This is a genomic window from Allobosea sp. UNC402CLCol, from assembly GCF_000745475.1.
Classification (GTDB): Bacteria; Pseudomonadota; Alphaproteobacteria; order Rhizobiales; family Beijerinckiaceae; genus Allobosea; species Allobosea spartocytisi.
On sequence record NZ_JQJJ01000008.1, the window covers coordinates 953,266 to 972,760 of the forward strand.

Annotated in this window: 21 protein-coding genes; 16 read left to right on the top strand and 5 right to left on the bottom strand. The window is 67.4% G+C overall.

Annotation, left to right across the window (positions count from 1 at the left end):
* Positions 1-2 precede the first annotated feature (2 nt).
* Both ruvB and GY40_RS06575 read left to right on the top strand, forming a co-directional pair.
* Positions 3-1,028: a Holliday junction branch migration DNA helicase RuvB gene (gene ruvB / locus GY40_RS06570; RefSeq protein ID WP_051987631.1), complete on the top strand. Its 1,026-nt coding sequence runs from the start codon at positions 3-5 to the stop codon at positions 1,026-1,028.
* Positions 1,025-1,570 (top strand): DUF3828 domain-containing protein, encoded by a 546-nt coding sequence (locus GY40_RS06575; protein ID WP_038359628.1) that lies wholly within the window; start codon positions 1,025-1,027, stop codon positions 1,568-1,570. Before ruvB ends, GY40_RS06575 begins: the two co-directional genes overlap by 4 nt.
* Before the next feature lie 179 nt (positions 1,571-1,749).
* Here GY40_RS06575 and GY40_RS06580 read toward each other — a convergent pair whose 3' ends face one another.
* Entirely contained in the window at positions 1,750-2,262 is a 513-nt protein-coding gene (locus GY40_RS06580; RefSeq protein WP_038359630.1) for a hypothetical protein, read from the bottom strand.
* A gap of 123 nt (positions 2,263-2,385) precedes the next feature.
* On the opposite strand from GY40_RS06580, the gene ybgC reads away from it, so the two are divergent.
* The 3 genes from ybgC (at position 2,386) to GY40_RS06595 (ending at position 4,056) form a co-directional block, all read left to right on the top strand.
* On the top strand, positions 2,386-2,790 hold the full coding sequence (gene ybgC / locus GY40_RS06585) for a tol-pal system-associated acyl-CoA thioesterase (protein ID WP_038359633.1): 405 nt from the start codon (positions 2,386-2,388) through the stop codon (positions 2,788-2,790).
* Between the two features lie 55 nt (positions 2,791-2,845).
* The gene (locus tag GY40_RS06590) at positions 2,846-3,505 is read left to right on the top strand and encodes a TetR/AcrR family transcriptional regulator (protein WP_038359635.1); all 660 of its coding nucleotides are present in this window, start codon (positions 2,846-2,848) and stop codon (positions 3,503-3,505) included.
* Positions 3,506-3,597: 92 nt separating this feature from the next.
* A complete protein-coding gene (locus GY40_RS06595; protein WP_038359637.1) occupies positions 3,598-4,056 on the top strand; it encodes a DUF2852 domain-containing protein in 459 nt (152 codons plus the stop codon).
* Between the two features lie 75 nt (positions 4,057-4,131).
* Here the strand turns inward: GY40_RS06595 and GY40_RS06600 are convergent, their stop codons facing one another.
* Positions 4,132-5,061 carry an AEC family transporter gene (locus GY40_RS06600; protein ID WP_038359639.1) on the bottom strand — a complete coding sequence of 310 codons (930 nt, stop codon included), beginning with the start codon at positions 5,059-5,061 and terminating at the stop codon, positions 4,132-4,134.
* Positions 5,062-5,330: 269 nt separating this feature from the next.
* Between GY40_RS06600 and GY40_RS06605 the strand changes: the two genes are divergently transcribed.
* The 5 genes from GY40_RS06605 (at position 5,331) to tolB (ending at position 10,248) form a co-directional block, all read left to right on the top strand.
* A complete protein-coding gene (locus GY40_RS06605; protein ID WP_051987578.1) occupies positions 5,331-6,245 on the top strand; it encodes a LysR family transcriptional regulator in 915 nt (304 codons plus the stop codon).
* Positions 6,246-6,499: 254 nt separating this feature from the next.
* On the top strand, positions 6,500-7,210 hold the full coding sequence (gene tolQ, locus GY40_RS06610; RefSeq protein ID WP_038359641.1) for a protein TolQ: 711 nt from the start codon (positions 6,500-6,502) through the stop codon (positions 7,208-7,210).
* Positions 7,211-7,221: 11 nt separating this feature from the next.
* Positions 7,222-7,671, top strand: a complete 450-nt coding sequence (locus GY40_RS06615; protein ID WP_038359644.1) for an ExbD/TolR family protein — start codon at positions 7,222-7,224, stop codon at positions 7,669-7,671.
* A 28-nt stretch (positions 7,672-7,699) separates the two neighbouring features.
* Positions 7,700-8,905 carry a cell envelope integrity protein TolA gene (gene tolA / locus GY40_RS06620; RefSeq protein ID WP_038359645.1) on the top strand — a complete coding sequence of 402 codons (1,206 nt, stop codon included), beginning with the start codon at positions 7,700-7,702 and terminating at the stop codon, positions 8,903-8,905.
* A gap of 65 nt (positions 8,906-8,970) precedes the next feature.
* A complete protein-coding gene (tolB, locus tag GY40_RS06625; RefSeq protein ID WP_051987632.1) occupies positions 8,971-10,248 on the top strand; it encodes a Tol-Pal system beta propeller repeat protein TolB in 1,278 nt (425 codons plus the stop codon).
* A gap of 73 nt (positions 10,249-10,321) precedes the next feature.
* Here the strand turns inward: tolB and GY40_RS06630 are convergent, their stop codons facing one another.
* The gene (locus tag GY40_RS06630; RefSeq protein ID WP_038359648.1) at positions 10,322-11,122 is read right to left on the bottom strand and encodes an aldolase; all 801 of its coding nucleotides are present in this window, start codon (positions 11,120-11,122) and stop codon (positions 10,322-10,324) included.
* Positions 11,123-11,488: 366 nt separating this feature from the next.
* Here GY40_RS06630 and pal point away from each other — a divergent pair, with 366 nt between their 5' ends.
* Positions 11,489-12,007, top strand: coding sequence for a peptidoglycan-associated lipoprotein Pal (gene pal, locus GY40_RS06635; RefSeq protein WP_051987579.1), 519 nt, complete (start codon positions 11,489-11,491; stop codon positions 12,005-12,007).
* A gap of 186 nt (positions 12,008-12,193) precedes the next feature.
* Here pal and GY40_RS06640 read toward each other — a convergent pair whose 3' ends face one another.
* On the bottom strand, positions 12,194-12,562 hold the full coding sequence (locus GY40_RS06640; protein ID WP_038359650.1) for a cell division protein ZapA: 369 nt from the start codon (positions 12,560-12,562) through the stop codon (positions 12,194-12,196).
* Positions 12,563-12,598: 36 nt separating this feature from the next.
* Positions 12,599-12,913: a DUF4164 family protein gene (locus tag GY40_RS06645; RefSeq protein ID WP_318652320.1), complete on the bottom strand. Its 315-nt coding sequence runs from the start codon at positions 12,911-12,913 to the stop codon at positions 12,599-12,601.
* A 330-nt stretch (positions 12,914-13,243) separates the two neighbouring features.
* Between GY40_RS06645 and tkt the strand changes: the two genes are divergently transcribed.
* The 5 genes from tkt to fba all read left to right on the top strand — a co-directional run bounded on the left by tkt (position 13,244) and on the right by fba (position 19,349).
* Positions 13,244-15,241 (top strand): transketolase, encoded by a 1,998-nt coding sequence (gene tkt / locus GY40_RS06655; protein WP_038359652.1) that lies wholly within the window; start codon positions 13,244-13,246, stop codon positions 15,239-15,241.
* A 119-nt stretch (positions 15,242-15,360) separates the two neighbouring features.
* Positions 15,361-16,371: a type I glyceraldehyde-3-phosphate dehydrogenase gene (gene gap, locus GY40_RS06660; RefSeq protein WP_038359654.1), complete on the top strand. Its 1,011-nt coding sequence runs from the start codon at positions 15,361-15,363 to the stop codon at positions 16,369-16,371.
* A gap of 68 nt (positions 16,372-16,439) precedes the next feature.
* On the top strand, positions 16,440-16,937 hold the full coding sequence (locus GY40_RS27895) for a hypothetical protein (RefSeq protein ID WP_051987580.1): 498 nt from the start codon (positions 16,440-16,442) through the stop codon (positions 16,935-16,937).
* Positions 16,934-18,127: a phosphoglycerate kinase gene (locus GY40_RS06670; RefSeq protein ID WP_038359655.1), complete on the top strand. Its 1,194-nt coding sequence runs from the start codon at positions 16,934-16,936 to the stop codon at positions 18,125-18,127. Before GY40_RS27895 ends, GY40_RS06670 begins: the two co-directional genes overlap by 4 nt.
* Before the next feature lie 139 nt (positions 18,128-18,266).
* Positions 18,267-19,349: a class II fructose-bisphosphate aldolase gene (gene fba / locus GY40_RS06675; RefSeq protein ID WP_038359656.1), complete on the top strand. Its 1,083-nt coding sequence runs from the start codon at positions 18,267-18,269 to the stop codon at positions 19,347-19,349.
* The last annotated feature ends 146 nt before the right edge of the window (positions 19,350-19,495 follow it).

The window sequence follows — 19,495 nt, forward strand, 5'->3', positions numbered from 1 at the left end:
TGATGACGGCCGAACGCCGCGAGGACGACAGCGAGACCTCGCTGCGCCCGCTTTCGCTGTCCGATTTCACCGGGCAGGCGGCGGCGCGCGCCAATCTCCAGGTCTTCATCAATGCAGCCAGGACCCGTGGCGACGCGCTCGACCATGTCCTCTTCGTCGGCCCACCCGGTCTCGGCAAGACGACGCTGGCGCAGATCGTGGCGCGCGAGCTCGGCGTCAATTTCCGCTCGACCTCCGGCCCCGTCATCGCCAAGGCCGGCGATCTCGCGGCCCAGCTCACCAATCTCGAAGAGCGCGACGTGCTCTTCATCGACGAGATCCACCGCCTCAACCCGGCGGTCGAGGAAATCCTCTATCCGGCGATGGAGGACTATCAGCTCGATCTGATCATCGGCGAAGGCCCGGCCGCCCGCTCGGTCAAGATCGACCTGCCCAAATTCACGCTCGTCGGCGCCACCACCCGCGCCGGCCTGCTGACCACGCCGCTGCGCGACCGCTTCGGCATCCCGATCCGCCTGCAGTTCTACACGGTCGAGGAATTGCAGGGCATCGTCTCGCGCGGCGCCCGCGTGCTCGGCGTGCCGATGTCCGACGACGGCGCCAACGAGATCGCCAAGCGCTCCCGCGGGACGCCGCGCATCGCCGGGCGCCTGCTGCGCCGCGTGCGCGATTTCGCCATCGTCGACGGCGACCCGATCGTTACCCGCAAGGTCGCCGACAAGGCGCTCTCCCTGCTCGACGTCGACGCGATCGGCCTCGACCAGATGGACCGGCGCTATCTCACCACCGTCGCGATCAATTTCGGCGGCGGCCCGGTCGGCATCGAGACCATCGCCGCCTCGCTCTCCGAGCCGCGCGACGCGATCGAAGAGATCATCGAGCCCTTCCTGCTCCAGCAGGGCTTCATCCAGCGCACCCCGCGCGGGCGCCTGCTGACGCCGCACGCCTTCCGCCATCTCGGCATGCCCGAGCCCTCGCGCGAGACGGCCCAGTTCGGCCTGTTTGGAAACGACGAGGACGAGGCGTGAGGCAGATCCTTCGGAATGTCGCGCTGGCGCTCGCCCTCACCGGCCTGTTCGCCGTCCTGGCGGTTTCGGCTCGCGCCGGTGACGACGTGCCGCGCGGGCCGGTGGAAGAAGGCTACGCCATCACGATCAAGATGCTCGCCGCCAAGGGCAAGGCCCCGCCGCCGGCCTGGCGCCCGCCGCATCGCGACCGGCTGATGAGCAGGAGCCTGGCCGCGCTCTTCGCCCGCGACGACCTTTATCAGGACGAGAGCGGCGATATGGGTCAGATCGGCGCCGACCCCTTCCTCAACGGCCAGGACGGCGAGATCAAGAAGCTGAACTTCGACACGATCCCGGTCGCGGCCGGAAAGGCAACGGTGCTGGCCAATTTCCGCAGCTTCGGCAAGCCCGTGACCGTCCAATTCCAGATGATCAGGGAGGACGGCGGCTGGCGCATCGACGACATCGTCAACCGCTTCGAAGGCAAGGACTCTTCGATCCGCGAGCAGCTCTCGCAGCCCTATGACTGCGGCTCCTTCATGAACAAGCCCTGCAAGCGCTGAGCGTCTGCAGGGCTCGATATGGCTGGAGCGTTCCGACCATTCTCGGAACTGCTGGGTCATCCCGGGCTTGCCCCGGGGCCCATCAAAGGGCTGCGGAGCATTACGATGGATCCCGAATCTGCGCTGCTACGCAGCTTGTCCGGGATGACGCCACGTCTCCGTCGGAAATCGGCACCCCGCTACGACTGACGCGCGATCTTCGAGCGCATCATCGCCGGGCGGGCGCCGGCATCGTTCAGCGCGCCGGACTTGACCGCCTTGGGGTTTTCGACCGGCCGCATGCCCTTGCCGGCCGTGCGGCTGGCGGGACGTTGCGCCGCGCTCTGGCGTTGCTTCAGTGCCAGCGCCTTGCGGGCGAGGCTGCGCTGGCTCGGAGCCTTTTCCTTCTCGGCCCGGCGCGTACGCTCGGCTCCGACGCGCTTCAGCGCCGCGGTCAGCGCGTCGGCCTTGGCCTTGGTGCCGCTGTTGTCGCTCGCGGGCTTCGCGCCTTTGGGCTCCGCCTTGCCGCGCATCTCGCGCTTCTGCCGGCGGGCACCGTCGCGCGCCTTGTCGCGGCGCTCGCGCAGCTTGGCGGCGAGATCGCGCAATTCATCGTCCGGAAGAGCACCGATCGCACCGCGCTGGGTGCGTGCGACGAGATCGAGCTCGGTCTTGTCGAGCAGCCGCGCGGTCGCCTTGCTGGATTGCGCCATCACTTGTCCTCCCATGGGTCACGCAACGGGTAACGCCGCTCCGGCTGAGCAGTTCCAGCCTTTCCGAAGCCGTATCGATTGGTCTATGGCAGCGGCAACCGTTCGATACCCCTCCGGAGCACCATGAGCAGGGTCCATCGCCTCGACATCCGCGTCTACTATGAGGACACCGACTTCTCCGGCGTGGTCTATCACGCCTCCTATCTGCGCTTCATGGAGCGTGGCCGCACCGAGCTCATCCGCGCGCTCGGCATCGAGCAGCGCGAGCTCTTCGACGGCGAGACGGCGCTGGGCTTCGCCGTCCGCAAGATGACGATCGACTTCCTGCGCCCGGCCGTGATGGACGACCTGCTGACGGTCGAGACGCACTGCACCGCCGCGCGTGGCGCCACCATGGATCTCGAGCAGCGCGTGCTGCGCGGCGAAGAAGTGCTGATCGCGGCGCAGGTCATGGTCGCCTGCATCGGCGGCGGCCGGGCACGGCGCATTCCCGACGGCTTGCGCAAACGGCTGATGCTCGACGACTGACGCTGCCGCGCATGACCATCGACGTAAGGCCCACCCGCATGTTAGCGCTCTTAACATGAGCTGGAAGCGCGACAGACCCGAAACGCCCCGCGGCTATCATCACGGCAACCTCAAGGAGGAGCTGGTGCGGGCCGCGCTGGGGCTGATCGGGGAAAAGGGACCGAACGGCTTCACCTTCGCCGAGGCCGCGCGCATGGCCGGCGTCAGCCCGGCCGCGCCCTATCGGCATTTCCGTGACCGCGACGAGTTGCTGGCCGATGTGGCCGCGCGCGGCTTCCAGGCCTTCGAGGCGTCGCTGTCGCGCGCCTGGGACCAGGGGCGTCCCGACCCCGAATCTGCCTTCCACCGGCTCGGCCGCGCCTATCTGGCTTTCGCCCATGACGAGCCGGCCTATTATTCCGCCATGTTCGAGGCCGGCGTGTCGCTCGATGCAAGCCCGGAATTGCGGGCTGCCGCCGACCGCGCCTTCGCCAATCTGCGGCAGGCGGCCGAGGCCTTGATCGCCCGGCTGCCGCAGAACAAGCGCCCGCCCGCGCTGATGATGGCGCTGCACATCTGGGCGATGTCGCATGGCATCGCCGCCCTGTTCGGCCGCGCCGATGGCGGCCGGCGGCCGCTGCCCATGTCGGCCGCCGAGCTGCTCGAGGCGGGCATGCTGATCTATCTCCAGGGCCTGGGAATCGGCCCGGAAACCGCACCCCCACCCGCCGTCTGACGATTTTTCGCCGGCCATTCTTGACAAGCCGGACCCTCGCAAGCATCTATGTGAATGTGATTTACATTCACGTCGATGAGCGGAGGAGAAAGATGCCGATCGTCACGAAGCTTGACGAATACGGAAGAGGAGCCTGGATCGCCTTCGCGGTGCTCGGCTTCATCGTGTGGTGGCCGCTGGGTCTGGCGACCCTGGCCTTTCTGTTTGGGAGTGGACGCATGGGTTGCGGATATGCCGGAGACCGTTACGAACATCGGATGAGCCGCCTGCAGGGCAAGATGGACCGGATGCGCGAGCGCATGGCGGGCCGTGAGGGCCGCGGTTTCGGCGGCGGCTTCGGCGGCTGGGGCCGCGAGCCCTCGAGCGGCAACCGTGCCTTCGACGAGTATAAGGCCGAGACGCTGCGCCGGCTCGAGGACGAGCAGCGCGAGTTCCACGATTTCCTGGGCCGCCTGCGCATGGCCCGCGACAAGGCCGAGTTCGATCAGTTCATGAACGACCGCCGCAACAACCCGCCGGCCAATCCCCCGGCCCAGCCCGACGCGGCCTGAACCTGTCGCGGCGAAAGCCGAGATCAACAGCCATGAGACGAGCCCGCTCCGGTCAGCCGGAGCGGGTTTTTTGCATCAAGCCGCGAGCCAGCCCGTCAGACCGATCAGCACGAGAGGGATCGCCGCCATGGCGAGGGCGGTCTGGATCGCTGTGATCCCGGCCATCAAAGGCGCATCGCCACCGAGCTGCCGAGCCATGATGTAAGCGGAGGACGCCGTCGGCAGGGCCTGGAAAAGCAGCGCCGTCGTCAGGGCCGGGCCGTTCAGCCCCGTGACCATGGCCACGAGCACCGTTGCGGCGGGCATGGCCAGGAATTTCATCATCGACGACGAAGCGACTGGTCCGATCCATCGGCGCGCCGAGCTGAAATCGAGCGCGGCGCCGACGCAGAGCAGACCAAGGGGCAATGAGGCCGCCCCCAGCGAGCGCATGGCCGACTCAAGGCCGCGCGGAATGCCGAGGCCGATCAGCTGGAAAGCGATCCCGCCGAGCGAAGCCACCACCAGCGGGTTCGTGACGAGCTGCTTGAGAATGGCTCGGCCATTCAGCTTGGCCGAGCCATGGCGGGCAAACACCAGCACGCACAGGACATTGACCGTCGGCACGATCGCGGCATTGCAGATCGCGGCCAGCGCGATGCCCTGGGCTCCGAACAGCCCTCCCGCAAGGGTCACGCCCACATAGTTGTTGAACCGCACGCTGCCCTGAAACACCGAGGTGAATGCCGGGCCGTCCAGATTCAGCAACGGCCGGACGGCCATGACCAGCGCCGCGACCGCAATCGTCGAAAGGATCAGCGTCAAGGCCAGGTCACGAACCGGCAACGCTTCAAGATGCGCCGTTGCCAGGCCGTGGAAGAACAGGCTGGGGAGCAGGACATAGTAGCCGAGCCGCTCCGCCTGGGGCCAGAAGCTGTCGGCCAGAATGCGCCGCTGGCGCAGCGCCATCCCCAGTCCGATCAAGATGATGACGGGCAGAAGGGCCAGAAGCACCTGCTCCGTCATGGCCGCGCGCCGCGGCTCGCAGCGATACGCCGGCTCCGCTCCGCCGGCATCGCCAGGCTCGCTTGGGAATGATCTGAATCCCGCCGAGCCGGATCAGCCCCTGCCGGACTGCCGGACGCTACGCTTGGGAAGGCTGCCATGTCAAACTCGCGCCGCAAAACCGGACGAAGACCTACCAGTTCCCATTCGCCAGGAAAAATTCTGAATTCTCTTTCAATCAATGAGAAATACTTGTTGATATACCTCGACCGCGATGGGAAGGATTCGCCATGTCGCTGCGTGCCCTTCGGACCTTGCATGCCATTGCGCGCCATGGCTCCTTCGCGCGCGCCGGCGAGGCCGTGGGGCTGACCCAATCTGCCGTGAGCTTGCAGGTGAAGTCTCTCGAGGACGAATTCGGTGTGCGCCTGTTCGATCGGTCACGACGGCTGCCGGTCTTGACCGAAGCCGGCAAGATCGTCCTCGCGAAATCGGAAGAGGTTCTGGCGCTCTATGACCGGATCCCCGAGGCGCTGGGTGACGAGCACGCGCTGGCCGGCCGCTTGAAGATCGGTGCGATCCAGACGGCCTTGTCAGGCGCCCTGCCCGACGCGCTGATCACGTTGAAGCGGGCTCACCCCCGCATCCGGGTTCACGTCGTCGCCGGCATGTCGGCGGAGCTCGCGGCTCAGGTGGCCGGTGGCGAGCTGGATGCGGCGGTCACGACGGAGCCTGTCCGCCCTCATCCGCCCGATCTGGTCTGGACGCCCCTGTACAGCGATCGTTTCTGGCTTGTCGCGCCGAAAGGCAACGAGCGGAAGGATCAGCGGGAGCTGTTGAACGAGCTGCCTTTCATCAGATTCGACAGCCGTGCCTGGGCCGGCAGGGTCATCGATCGAGAGCTGCGCCGGCAGCGCATGACCGTGCGAGAGGAAATGGTTCTGGATAGCCAGGAAGTCATCCTGCACATGGTCGAGAAAGGGCTCGGCGTCGCGATTGCCCCGCTATCCGATGATGCGCGCCTGCATCTCGACCTGATATGTCTGCCGTTCGGCACGCCCCAGTTGACCCGGCGTATCGTCCTGCTCGAGCGACAGGATCGTCGAACGGAGCGGCTGGCCGAAGCGTTGACGCACGCCCTCGTCGAAGCCGGGGGGCGCGGAGCAGGAACTCTGGAAGCTGTCTCCGCACAGGGTTCGCCGTAAGCGCCGCCCCGTATACCGGACATTAACCTTGCCGGGGGCTTAACTCGAACCGGAGCATGCGTTTCGTGGGAAACCCCGGTTCGGCCCATCTTTCGCCGGATTCGCGCGCGAAAGACAGGGTACGGCATTTCCCCGGATCGTGAAAAGGGCGGCGGCGTGGGTCTTCCGCGACGCGAACGGCGGGGTTTGGATCAGGACCGTGAGCCTCTAGGCCAAGCTTCTGGTCGCACCGCCTGGGTTGGAAGGATGACAGGATGAACCCCGCCGACGTCGCGCAGGCCGCGCCGCAGATCGACATGTCGTTCTGGACGCTGTTCTGGCACGCTCATATCGTCGTCAAGCTCGTCATGATGGGCCTGCTCGGCGCCTCGATCTGGTGCTGGTCGATCATCATCGACAAGACGCTGCTCTACCGGCGCACCCGCAAGGATATGGACGCCTTCGAGGAGGTGTTCTGGTCCGGCCGCTCGCTCGAGGAGCTCTATCGCGACCTCGCCAGCAAGCCCGTCGCCGACATGGCGGCCGTCTTCGTTGCGGCGATGCGGGAGTGGAAGCGCTCCTTCGAGAATGGCGGGCGCTCGGTCGCCAGCCTGCCCCAGCGCATCGACAAGGTGCTCGACGTCACCATCCAGCGCGAAACGGAGCGGCTGGAATCGGGGCTGCTCGTGCTTTCGACCATCGCCTCGGCCGCGCCCTTCATCGGCCTGTTCGGCACGGTCTGGGGCATCATGACCTCGTTCACCGCGATCGCGGTTTCCAAGAATTCCTCGCTCGCGGTCGTCGCGCCCGGCATCGCGGAGGCGCTCTTCGCCACCGCCATCGGCCTCTTCGCCGCCATTCCCGCGCTGATGGCCTACAACAAGCTGCAATCCGAGGTCGCCAAGGCGCAAGGGCGCCTCGAAGCCTTCGCCGACGAGTTCTCCGCGATCCTGTCGCGGCAGATCGACGAGCGCATGGCCGCGTGAGGGGCTGAACGATGGGAATGTCCGCAGCCGGAGCGCAACAGGGCGGGGGCCGTCGGGGCCGCCGCTCGCGCCGCCACCGCGCCATCGCCGAGATCAACATGACGCCGTTCATCGACGTCATGCTGGTGTTGCTCATCATCTTCATGGTCGCGGCACCGCTGATTGCCACCGGCGTGCCGCTCGACCTGCCGCAGACCGGGGCGAAGCCGATCAATGTCGACCAGAAGCCGGTCACGATCGCCATCGACGGCAAGGGCCAGATCTTCCTGCAGGACGAGGCGACGCTCGAGCCCGACCTCGTCACCAAATTGCAGGGCCTCGCCAAGCAGGGTTTCGACGAGCGCATCTATGTGCGCGCCGACAAGCTGGTCGATTACGGCCGCGTCGCTTCGGTCATGTCGACCATCACCGCCGCCGGCTTCAAGCGGGTCGCTCTGGTGACGGAACCGGCGAACCGCTGAGGACGATGGAAGTAAGGGTACTCAGGGCGTGAAGCTTTCGACCTCCGAACCTGGCATGCTGGTGTCGGCGCTTGGCCACACGACGGCGCTCGTCGTCGGGCTGCTGGCGTTCTCGTCGCCTGCGCCGCTGCCGGAGCATCAGGAGGCGATCGCCGTCGAGCTCGTCGATCCCAACGCGCTGAACCAGATCACCCGCGGCGAGCGCAACGCGCAGAAGGTCGAGGAAAAGCCGACCCCGCGCGCCGAGCGCCAGTCCGACGTGGTCGAGCGCAAGGAGGCCGGCGAGGCCAAGGCCGACAACCCCGCCCCGCCCACGCGCCCGCCCGAGCTGAAGACGGCCGACGAGAATGCCGCCGCGCCGCTGCCGCCGGCCCGCCCGGTCGAGCAGCCCAAGCCCGAGGCGAAGCCGCCCGAGCCCGTCAAGCCGCCGCAGAAATCGGAGGCCGCCGCCGCGCAGGAGGCCGAGCAGAAGCGCCAGGAGCTGGCCAAGCTCGCCGAAGACGCCGAAATCGCCTCCAAGGCCAAGCAGGCCGAGGAACAGGCCAAGGCCGCCGCCAAGGCGAAGGCCGAGGCTGACGCCCAGCAGGCGAAAGCCAAGGCAGACGCGAAGGCCAAGGCCGACGCGCTCGCCAAGGCCGAAGCCGACAAGGCCGCCAAGGAACAGGCCGAGGCCGCCGCGAAGGCCAAGGCGGAGGCGGCCGCGAAGGCCAAGCTCGCCGCCGAGGCGAAGGCCAAGCAGGAGGCCGAGGCCAAGGCGAAGAAAGAGGCGCAGATCGCCAAGAACTTCAACGCCACCGACATCGAGCGGCTGCTGCAGTCGAAGGAAAAGGCGCAGTCCACCGGCTCCTCGGCGCCGCAGGTCAATCGCACCGCCTCGCTCGGCACCCAGACCGGCTCCTCGCAGAAGCTCAGCCCCTCGCTCAAGGCGCAGCTCATCGGCATCATCCAGGATCAGCTGCTGAAGTGCTGGAACGTGCCGATCGCGCTTGCCAACGCGCATGGCAACGCCAGTGTCGTGCCGACGGTGCGCATGAAACTGAACACCGACGGCTCGCTCGCCGCCGAGCCCGGCGTAATCAACCGGTCTGCCGATCCGCTCTTCCAGGTCGCGGCCAGCTCGGCATTGACCGCGACCCGCCGCTGCGCGCCTTTGCGCATTCCGGCTCAATTTGCCGCCTATTATGACGACTGGCGTGACGTCGTCGTCAATTTCGACGCAAGGGACGTACTGTGACCCTGATCGACCGCACTCCCCTCCCCTTCCTCGCTTCGGCCCCGACGCGCCGCGGCCTCCTCGCCATGGCCGGCGCGAGCCTGCTCGTGCCCGCAGCGGCGAGAGCCGAGCTCGTCATCGACCTGCGCGGCGGCACCTTCCAGCCGATGCCGATCGCGATCGCGGATTTCGCCGGCGAGGGCGGCGTTCTCGTCTCCAGCGTCATCACCAACAATCTGAAGCGCTGCGGCTATTTCCTGCCCGTCGACAAGGGCCGCTTCCCCGAGAAGAACCCGCCCTTCGACGCCGCCCCGCAATTCCAGGCCTGGCAGGCCGCCGGCGTGCAGGCGCTGGTCACCGGCCGCGTCGCCCGCGAGGCCGGCCGCATCCGCGCCGAATTCCGCCTCTGGGACGTCGGCACGGGCACCCAGACCGACGGCCAGCAGTATTTCACCGACCCGAGCAACAGCCGCCGCGTCGGTCACATCATCTCGGACGCGATCTTTTCGAAGATCACCGGGCTCGGCGGCTTCTTCGACACCCGCATCGTCTTCGTCGATGAATCCGGCACCAAGGAGAACCGCCGCAAGCGCCTCGCCATCATGGATCAGGACGGCGCCAATGTGCGCTACCTGACCAATGGCGACGTCTCGGTCGTGACCCCCCGCTATTCGCCGGTCGGGCAGGATGTGACCTTCATGTCGCAGCGCCATGGCGAGCAGCCGCGCGTGCAGGTGCTCAACATCGAGACCGGCCAGCGCCAGATCGTCGGCAACTTCCCCGACATGACCTCGAGCCCGCGCTTCGCGCCGAACGGCCAGCGCATCGCGCTCTCGCTGCAGCAGGGCGGCAACGCCAATCTCTACGCCATCGACATCGCCTCGCGCTCGACGACGCGGCTGACCTCGACGGCGGCGATCGACACCTCGCCCTCCTATGCGCCCGACGGCTCCAAGATCGTCTTCGAGAGCGACCGCGGCGGCTCGCAGCAGCTCTATGTGATGCCGGCCGGCGGCGGCGAGGGCCAGCGCATCTCCTTCGGCCAGGGCCGCTATTCGCAGCCCACCTGGTCGCCGCGCGGCGACCTCATCGCCTTCACCCGGCAGAGCCCGAACGGCTTCGCCATCGGCGTGATGCGGCCCGACGGCTCGGGCGAGCGCATCCTGACGGAAGGCTTCCACAACGAGGCGCCGAACTGGGCACCGAACGGCCAGTACCTGATGTTCTTCCGCGACCCCGGCGGCGAGACCGGCGGCAAGCTCTACATGGTCGACATCACCGGCCGCGTCGAAGTGCCGGTACCGACTCCGGCCTATGCCTCCGACCCGACCTGGTCGCCGCTGCTGAGCGGCCCGGCTCGCTGAGACGAGCATCGGCGAGGACGAACGCGCCGCCCGGCCTGCGCCGGGCGGCTTTTGCTTGTGTGGAGTCGGTCGCTCAGTCGCGGTAGATCGGCTCCTCGGCATCGAGCTGCCGGCGGATCGAGGCCAGGTGCAGGCGCGCCGATTCCGGATCGCCCTCGCGCATCTGGCGATAGGCGGCCTCGGCGATCTCGGGCTTGACCGGCAGAACCTCGCGCCCCGTCGAGAGCGCCAGCGCCTGCACCTCGCAGGCGCGCTCCAGATAATAGAGATCGTCCCAGGCTTCGGCGATCGTCGGTCCGAGCACCATGACGCCGTGATGCTTCATGAAGACGATATCGGCATCGCCAACTGCGGCGGCGATGCGATCGCCCTCGCTCTCGTCGAGGGCAAGGCCGTTATAATCCCGGTCGACCGCCGTGCGGCCGTAGAACTTGAGCGCCGTCTGACCGGCGAAGATCAGCGGCTCACCCTCCGTCATCGAGAGTGCCGTCGCATAGGGCATATGGGTGTGGAAGGCGACCTTGGCGCGCGGGAGGTTCTTGTGGATCCGGGCATGGATGTAGAAGGCGGTCGCCTCCGGCTGGCCCTCGCCCGAGACGACGTTGCCGTGGAAGTCGCAGATCAGCAGCTTCGAGGCGGTCAGCTCCCGAAAGGCCCAGCCATAGGGGTTGACGATAAACAGGTCGTCATAGCCCGGCACCAGCGCCGAGAAATGGTTGCAGATGCCCTCCTCGAAGCCATAGCGCGCCGCCATCCGGAACGTCGCGGCGAGATCCCGGCGGGCCTCCCACACCACCTCCGAGTCGAGATCGGGTTGGTTGGGGCCCCGCGCAGGCGCCGTGCTCGAAACGCCGGGCTTGAGGGAATGGGCCATCGCAATCTCCAGTCGAGCGAAAACGGAAAACGAAGCAAGCATCGGGCCGGCGTCTCGCCCGACGATATCGCCATCCGGAGGAAAAATGCGCTGCAATCGGTGCCCCGATTTGCAAACTCGTTTCACAAGCCCCGCGTCTTGAGGCTGGGATCTCAGCCCATGCCCGCACGGGAAAGCTGTGTCTCCCGTGTTACAGCCAAGCCCGCAAATGGCCCTTCGCCACATTTGGTTAACCATACGCCGCAATGCCGCCACTTCGCCTTGATCTGGCAAGGTCTCGTTTAGGTTGACGCTTCATTGATGGCAGCGAGGCAACGCTGTCCTGAAGCGCGCCGCCATATGATTTCGATCGCCCGGAGTTCAGCCATGTTGACCACCCTCCTCGCCGGCGGCCGCACCGTCCGCTTCGCCGCCGCCCTCGCAGCCACGCTCGCACTCGGCGCCTGTGCGAACAACAACCAGAACGCGGATGCGTCGGGCTTCGGCGCCGGCGGCGCCGCGACGCCCGGCAGCGCGCAGGACTTCGTCGTCAATGTCGGCGACCGCGTCTTCTTCGAGACCGACTCCACCGACCTGACCTCGACCGCGACCGCGACCCTCGACAAGCAGGCTTCCTGGCTGCAGCGTTATCCGCGCTACAGCTTCGTCGTCGAGGGTCACGCCGACGAGCGCGGCACCCGCGAATACAACTACTCGCTCGGCGCCCGCCGTGCCCAGACCGTGCGCGACTACCTCGCCTCGCGCGGCATCCAGGCCAACCGCATCCGCACCATCTCCTACGGCAAGGAGCACCCGGTCGCGGTCTGCAACGACATCTCCTGCTGGTCGCAGAACCGCCGCGCCGTGACGGTCCTGGACGGCGCCGGCGGCGCCCCGGGCGTCTGAGCGCCGCGACCCTCTGAAAACACGAAGCCCCGGACGGCAACGTCCGGGGCTTTTGCAAAGGATACGCTCTGGCCGTCATTCTCGGGCGGAGCGAAGCGCAGACCCGAGAATCTCGGGCAGAAACAGGCGCCCCTCCTTCATGAGATGCTCGGGTCGAGCCCGAGCGTGACGCCCTCGATCAGCGTCTCACCCCACCGGCGTCGGGATCAGGCTCCGTGCCACGCCCTCGATCCGTTCGGCAGCGCCGACAAGGGCTTCCGCGGCCCGGTCCTCGACCTCGCTGAGTCGCTGGTCGGCCGCGCCGGCATCGCCCTGCGTCGCCGCCAGATCGGATTCCAGCTTGGCGAGCCGCTGTCTCAGCTCGGACATCTCGTCGGCGACCATCAGCGCCGCCATGACATGCAGGCGCATGTCTCCGATCTCGCCGAAGGCCTCCCGCATCTCGCCGATCTTGCCGTCATAGAAGCGCGCGAGCTCTTCCAGATGCGCTTCCTCGCCTTCCCCGCAGGCCATCCGATAGGCCTTGCCGGCGATCGTGACGTTGACTTGCGGCATCGCCTCTCCTTCCCGTGACCTCCCATGCGGGACAGATCACTCCGTCTCCTCGGCCTCGACCTCCGCCGGCTGCTGGGCCTGCACCCGCTCGATAACCGCGCCGATCACGTTCATCGCCCGCATCAGGCGCTGGTCGACGTCACCAGCCGCCGCCTCGACATGGCCGAGCCGGGCCATCGTCCCGTCGAGCTCGGCCGCCAGCCGCGCCCGGTCGTCCTGCATCAGCGCCAGCTCGGTCTCGAGATTGGCCCGGCCGCGCTCGGCCTCGACCCGTCGCCGTGCCGCCGCTTCCAACTGCCCCAGCGCCGCATCGAGGCGCGCCAGCGCATTGTCCAGCATCAGGCTCGCCACCATCGCTCTCCTTTCAGATCGAAGCCGGCTCACGCGATTCGTGCCTGAATTTACAGCAGAAGCGTGGGAAACGTGAATCCCGGCCGCAGGAAACCTGCGATTGCCAAGGGCTTGTCCACATGCGCTGAGGCAAAGCTTGCGGAAACGACCCTGCGCCGCGCCTTCCGAGGCACGAAACCGCCCGCCGCGAATTGACTCAAGGCGAGCGCCGGGCCTAATCCAGCCGTCCTTTCGAAGTCATCTGCGCTTGCCTTTGTCGGACCGTCCTGCCCGCCTCGCGCGGGGTCGGGCCGGACCGCCCCGCCCGCCAGACGGAGCCACGAGATCACCATGACCACCATCGACCGCGCCCAGCACGACAAGCTCGCCAATGCCATCCGCGGCTTGGCGATGGACGGCGTCGAGAAGGCCAAGTCCGGCCATCCCGGCCTGCCGATGGGCGCCGCCGACGTCGCGACGGTGCTGTTCACCCGCGTGATGAAATACGACGCCGCCGATCCGCGCTGGCCGGACCGCGATCGCTTCGTGCTTTCCGCCGGCCACGGCTCGATGCTGCTGTACGCCCTGCTCTATCTCACCGGCACGCCCGGCATGGAGCTCGCCGACCTCGAGAAGTTCCGCCAGCTCGGTTCCAACACTCCCGGCCACCCCGAGAATTTCGAGACCGCCGGCGTCGAGACCACCACCGGCCCGCTCGGCCAGGGCCTCGCCACCGCCGTCGGCATGGCGATGGCCGAGCGCATGCTCGCCGCCGAATTTGGCAAGAAAGTCGTCGACCACCATACCTATGTGCTGGCGTCCGACGGCGACCTGATGGAAGGCATCAGCCAGGAGGCGATCGCGCTCGCCGGCCATCAGAAGCTCAACAAGCTGATCGTGTTCTGGGACGATAACGGCATCTCGATCGACGGCCCGCTGACCATCACCGACAATGTCGACCAGGTCGCGCGCTTCAAGGCCTGCGGCTGGCGCTCCGAGCGCGTCGACGGCCATGATCCCGACGCGATCGAGGCCGCGATCCGCCGCGCCCAGAAGTCGAACAAGCCGACCATGATCGCCTGCAAGACCGTGATCGGCTTCGGCGCGCCGAAGAAGGCCGGCACCTCCAAGGCTCATGGCGAGCCGCTCGGCGCCGAGGAGCTTGCCGCCGCCAAGAAGGCGCTCGGCATCACCGGCGGCCCCTTCGAGGTCCCGGCCGATGTGCTGAAGGCCTGGCGCGCCGCCGGCGCGGCCGGCGCGAATGCCCACGCCAGCTGGAGGAGCCGTTTCGGCCTGCTCTCCGAGCGCAAGCGCGGCGAGTTCGAGCGCCGTCTGGCGCATATCGTGCCGGCCAAGCTCGACAAGGCGATCCTCGCCCATAAGAAGGCGCTGATCGCCGCGCCGCAGGCTGTGGCCACCCGCAAGGCCTCGGAGCTCGCGCTCGAAGCCATCATCCCGGTGATGCCGGAGCTGGTGATGGGCTCGGCCGACCTGACGCCGTCGAACAACACCCGCACCAAGGCGGCGGAGGACTTCACCCCGAAGACCCCGAAGGGCCGCTATGTCCGCTACGGCATCCGCGAGCACGGCATGGCCGCGGCGATGAACGGCATCACCCTGCATGGCGGCTTCCGCACCGCTGGCGGCACCTTCCTGGTCTTTGCCGACTATGCCCGCCCGTCGATGCGGCTTGCCGCGCTGATGGGTGTTCCGGTGATCTACGTCATGACGCATGACTCTATCGGGCTCGGCGAGGACGGCCCGACCCACCAGCCGGTCGAGCAGATCGCCTCGTTGCGCTCCATGCCGAACATGCGCGTCTTCCGCCCGGCCGATACGATCGAAACGGCGGAGGCCTGGCAGATCGCGCTGGAGCGCACGGATGGCCCGACGGTTCTGGCCCTCACGCGCCAGAACCTGCCGCAGCTGCGCACCGACGCCTCGGCGAAGAACCGCTCCGCGGCTGGCGCCTATGAATTGCTGGCGGCCGAGGGCGGCAAGGCCCAGGTCTCGCTCTTCGCCTCCGGCTCCGAGGTCGAGCTGGCGGTGAACGCCCGCAAGCTGCTGGCCGAGAAGGGCGTGCGTGCGCGCGTCGTCTCGGTGCCCTCGCTCGAGCTCCTGCTGGCGCAGGACGAGGCGACGCAGGCTGCGATCATCGGCTCCGCCCCGATCAAGGTCGCGGTCGAGGCCGGCGTCCGCTTCGGCTGGGATGCGGTGATCGGGCATGACGGCGGCTTCGTCGGCATGCACTCCTTCGGGGCGAGCGGCCCCTACAAGGACGTCTACAAGCATTTCGGCATCACGGCGGAAGCCGTCGCCGATGCAGCGATGAAGAAGCATAACGGCTGATTTTCAGGCCACCGGGCTGAGTTTCCCGAGACAAGTCTTGCATTCGGCCATGCTTTGGCCGAATTGCCCGCGTGGATAGCGACGGCTCACGCCGGACGCTCGGCGAAGGAGAGGAAGACATGACGGTGAAGGTAGCGATCAACGGCTTCGGCCGCATCGGGCGCAACGTTCTGCGCGCGATCATCGAGTCGAAGCGCAAGGACATCGAGGTCGTGGCGATCAACGATCTCGGCCCGGTCGAGACCAACGCCCATCTCTTCCGCTTCGACTCCGTCCATGGCCGCTTCCCCGGCACGGTGACCGTCTCCGGCGACACGATCGATGTCGGCCGCGGCCCGATCAAGGTCACCGCCATCCGCGACCCGAAGGAGCTGCCGCACAAGGCGCTCGGCGTCGACATCGCGCTGGAATGCACCGGCCTCTTCACCACCAAGGAGAAGGCCGCCGCCCATCTCGCCGCCGGCGCCAAGCGCGTCCTGGTCTCGGCTCCCTGCGACGGCGCCGACCTGACCGTCGTCTTCGGCGTCAACCAGCACGAGCTGACCAAGGACCACCTGATCGTCTCGAACGCCTCCTGCACGACGAACTGCCTCGCGCCGGTCGTGCGCGTGCTCCATGACGCCGTCGGCATCGACAAGGGCTTCATGACCACGATCCACGCCTATACCGGCGACCAGCCGACGCTGGACACGATGCACAAGGATCTCTACCGCGCCCGCGCCGCCGCGATGTCGATGATCCCGACATCGACCGGTGCCGCCAAGGCGATCGGCCTCGTCATCCCCGAGCTCAAGGGCCGTCTCGACGGCACCTCGATCCGCGTTCCCACCCCGAACGTCTCGGTCGTCGACTTCAAGTTCATCTCGAAGCGCAAGACCACGGTCGAGAAGGTCAACGAGGCCATCATCAAGGCCTCGAAGCGCGGCCCGCTGAAGGGTATTCTCGGCGTCACCGACCAGCCGAACGTCTCGATCGACTTCAACCACGATCCGCATTCCTCGACCTTCGCCCTCGACCAGACCAAGGTCATGGACGACAAGTTCGTGCGCGTGCTGTCCTGGTACGACAACGAATGGGGCTTCTCGAACCGCATGAGCGACACCGCCGTCGCCATGGGCGCGCTGCTCTGATCGACCTCTGAAAGCGAGGCCGCGTTCCGGCGCGGCCTCGCCCGTTTCCTTCAAACTGCGGAGAGCCCATGGCCAAGATCGAGCCGACCGTCACGTCCCCGGCCCCTGTCGAGACGCCCGCCGTGACGCCGCCCCCCGCACCGAGCCCGGCCCCGGCCGCTCCTGCGCCGGCGACGCCTGCCCCTGCCGCGATCGTCGGCTCCGCGGTGCCGGCCTCCGCCGAACCCGCTTCCAGGCAGGAGCCGCGTGGCCTCGACCAGCTCTCCCGCATCGAGGAGAAGGCCGCCCGCATCGAGGAGAAGTTCGCCCGTTACGAGGCGGTGCTGACCCGTGCCGAGGCCTCGCTGGAGCGCAGCGCCCACAAGGTCGACGCCGCAGCCGGCACCATGGACTTCGCCGCGATCCGCGGCGAGATCGCCAATCTGCGCAGCCGCGTCGACGCGACGCCGCGTGCCGGCACCCTGTTCATGACCGCCATCGTCACCGCGGTGCTGACGGTCATCCTCACCATCCTCGTGCTGAAATTCGGCGTGCCCGGCCTGTTCGGGGGCCTGCTGCCTCGATGAGCGCCTTCCGTACCCTCGACGATGCTGACGTAGCCGGCAAGCGCGTCCTCGTCCGCGTCGATCTCAACGTCCCGATGGAGGACGGCCAAGTCAGCGACACCACCCGCATCGACCGCGTGCTGCCGACCATTCGCGAGATCGCCGACAAGGGCGGCAAGGTCATCCTCCTCGCCCATTTCGGCCGCCCCAAGGGCCGCGACGACAAGAACAGCCTGAAGCAGGTCGTGCCGGCGCTGGCGCATGCGCTCGGCCGGCCCGTCACCTTCGTCGAGGACTGCATCGGCGACGACGTCGCCAAGGCCGTGACGGCTGCAAAGAACGGCGACGTTCTGTTGCTGGAGAACACCCGCTTCCACGCAGGCGACGAGAAGAACGATCCGGACTTCGTGAGGGCGATCGCCGCCAATGGCGATCTCTATGTCAACGACGCCTTTTCGGCCGCGCACCGGGCCCACGCCTCGACCGAGGGTCTCGCCCATGTCCTGCCGGCCTATGCCGGCCGCACCATGCAGGCCGAGCTGGAGGCGCTCTCCGCCGGCCTCGACAACCCCGCCCGCCCGGTGATGGCCATCGTCGGCGGCGCCAAGGTCTCGACCAAGCTCGACCTGCTCGGCAATCTCGTGAAGAAGGTCGACATCCTCGTCATCGGCGGCGGCATGGCCAACACCTTCCTCGCCGCCCGCGGCGTCAATGTCGGCAAGTCGCTGTGCGAGCACGATCTCGCCGGCACCGCCCGCGAGATCGAGGAGAAGGCCAAGGCCGCCGGCTGCGAGATCCTGCTGCCGGTCGATGCGCTGGTGGCCCGCGAGTTCAAGGCCCATCCGGGCTATCGCGTCGTGCCGGTCGATGGGGTCGAGGCCGACGAGATGATCCTCGATGCCGGCCCGCTCTCGATCGCCGAGGTCGTGCTGCGGCTCGGCAAGGTGAAGACGCTGGTCTGGAACGGGCCCTTCGGCGCCTTCGAATTGCCGCCCTTCGATACCGCGACCGTCGCTGTCGCCAAGGCCGTCGCCAAGCGGGTCGCGGCCGGCGAGCTGGTTGCCGTTGCCGGCGGCGGCGACACCGTCTCGGCGATGAACCATGCCGGCGTCGCCGACGAGCTGACCTATGTCTCGACGGCGGGCGGCGCCTTCCTTGAATGGATGGAAGGCAAGCCCCTGCCGGGCGTCGAGGCGCTTCGGAAGGCCTGATTCCGGCTGTTTTTCAGGGGCCGCCCGGCAACGGGCGGCCCTTCGCATTTTCAGCACGTCGCCGCTTTGGCTTTGCGCGAGCGGCGCTTACGCACTAAATCCAACCGTCATACCGATTTAGCCAAAGGGGAGTGCCATCGTGGCCCGTATCACGCTTCGCCAGTTGCTCGACCATGCCGCCGAGAACGACTACGGCGTGCCCGCCTTCAACATCAACAACATGGAGCAGGCGCTGGCGATCATGGCGGCAGCGGACGCCACCGACGCGCCGGTCATCATCCAGGCCTCGCGCGGCGCCCGCAGCTACGCCAACGACATCATGCTCAAGCACATGATGGACGCCGTCACCGAGATCTATCCGCATATCCCGGTCTGCGTGCATCTCGACCACGGCAACGAGCCGGCGACCTGCATGACCGCGATCCAGGCCGGCTTCACCTCGGTGATGATGGACGGCTCGCTCAAGGCCGACGGCAAGACCCCGGGCGACTGGGACTACAATGTCGGCGTGACCAAGACCGTCACCGACATGGCCCATCTCGGCGGCATCTCGGTCGAGGGCGAGCTCGGCGTGCTCGGCTCGCTGGAATCCGGCGAGGGCGAGAAGGAGGACGGCCACGGCTTCGAGGGCAAGCTCAGCCACGACCAGCTCCTGACCAATCCCGACGAGGCGGTGAAGTTCGTCGCCGAGACCAAGGTCGATGCGCTCGCCATCGCCATGGGTACCTCGCACGGCGCCTACAAATTCACCCGCAAGCCCGACGGCGCGATCCTCGCGATGAACGTCATCGAGGAGATCCACAAGAAGCTGCCGAACATGCATCTCGTCATGCACGGCTCGTCCAGCGTTCCGCAGGACCTCCAGGACATCATCAACCAGTATGGCGGCAAGATGCCCCAGACCTGGGGCGTGCCGGTCGAGGAGATCCAGCGCGGCATCAAGCACGGCGTGCGCAAGATCAACATCGACACCGACAACCGCATGGCGATGACCGGCCAGATCCGCAAGATCCTGTCCGAGAACCCCGGCGAGTTCGATCCGCGCAAGTATCTGAAGCCCGCCATGGAGGCGATGACCGCGCTCTGCAAGAAGCGGCTGGAGGAGTTCAACACCGCCGGCCAGGCCTCCAAGATCAAGCGCGTGATCACGCTGGCCGAGATGGCCAAGCGCTACGCCAAGGGCGAGCTCGACCCGACCTTCGGCGCGAAGAAGGCGGCGTAACGCCGACTGCGCTTCTCCCCTTGCGGGAGAGGGTGGCGCGAAGCGCCGGATGAGGGGTCGCGCTGGCCTCTGTCGCCAATAGGATCGAGGGGTTGCACGGTGAGCGCCGCGCGCCCCCTCATCCGTCTCGGCTTCGCCGAGCCACC

Excerpts from the sequence above, each read along its gene's own strand:
- GY40_RS06630 (WP_038359648.1), bottom strand. The coding sequence starts at position 11,122 with ATGGCCCATTCCCTCAAGCCCGGCGTTTCGAGCACGGCGCCTGCGCGG.
- tolQ (WP_038359641.1), top strand. The coding sequence starts at position 6,500 with ATGAACCCCGCCGACGTCGCGCAGGCCGCGCCGCAGATCGACATGTCG.
- GY40_RS06580 (WP_038359630.1), bottom strand. The coding sequence starts at position 2,262 with ATGGCGCAATCCAGCAAGGCGACCGCGCGGCTGCTCGACAAGACCGAG.
- pal (WP_051987579.1), top strand. The coding sequence starts at position 11,489 with ATGTTGACCACCCTCCTCGCCGGCGGCCGCACCGTCCGCTTCGCCGCC.
- GY40_RS27895 (WP_051987580.1), top strand. The coding sequence starts at position 16,440 with ATGGCCAAGATCGAGCCGACCGTCACGTCCCCGGCCCCTGTCGAGACG.
- GY40_RS06590 (WP_038359635.1), top strand. The coding sequence starts at position 2,846 with ATGAGCTGGAAGCGCGACAGACCCGAAACGCCCCGCGGCTATCATCAC.
- GY40_RS06600 (WP_038359639.1), bottom strand. The coding sequence starts at position 5,061 with ATGACGGAGCAGGTGCTTCTGGCCCTTCTGCCCGTCATCATCTTGATC.
- tkt (WP_038359652.1), top strand. The coding sequence starts at position 13,244 with ATGACCACCATCGACCGCGCCCAGCACGACAAGCTCGCCAATGCCATC.
- ruvB (WP_051987631.1), top strand. The coding sequence starts at position 3 with ATGACGGCCGAACGCCGCGAGGACGACAGCGAGACCTCGCTGCGCCCG.
- ybgC (WP_038359633.1), top strand. The coding sequence starts at position 2,386 with ATGAGCAGGGTCCATCGCCTCGACATCCGCGTCTACTATGAGGACACC.
- GY40_RS06615 (WP_038359644.1), top strand. The coding sequence starts at position 7,222 with ATGGGAATGTCCGCAGCCGGAGCGCAACAGGGCGGGGGCCGTCGGGGC.
- GY40_RS06595 (WP_038359637.1), top strand. The coding sequence starts at position 3,598 with ATGCCGATCGTCACGAAGCTTGACGAATACGGAAGAGGAGCCTGGATC.
- tolB (WP_051987632.1), top strand. The coding sequence starts at position 8,971 with ATGGCCGGCGCGAGCCTGCTCGTGCCCGCAGCGGCGAGAGCCGAGCTC.
- GY40_RS06670 (WP_038359655.1), top strand. The coding sequence starts at position 16,934 with ATGAGCGCCTTCCGTACCCTCGACGATGCTGACGTAGCCGGCAAGCGC.
- GY40_RS06640 (WP_038359650.1), bottom strand. The coding sequence starts at position 12,562 with ATGCCGCAAGTCAACGTCACGATCGCCGGCAAGGCCTATCGGATGGCC.
- gap (WP_038359654.1), top strand. The coding sequence starts at position 15,361 with ATGACGGTGAAGGTAGCGATCAACGGCTTCGGCCGCATCGGGCGCAAC.
- GY40_RS06605 (WP_051987578.1), top strand. The coding sequence starts at position 5,331 with ATGTCGCTGCGTGCCCTTCGGACCTTGCATGCCATTGCGCGCCATGGC.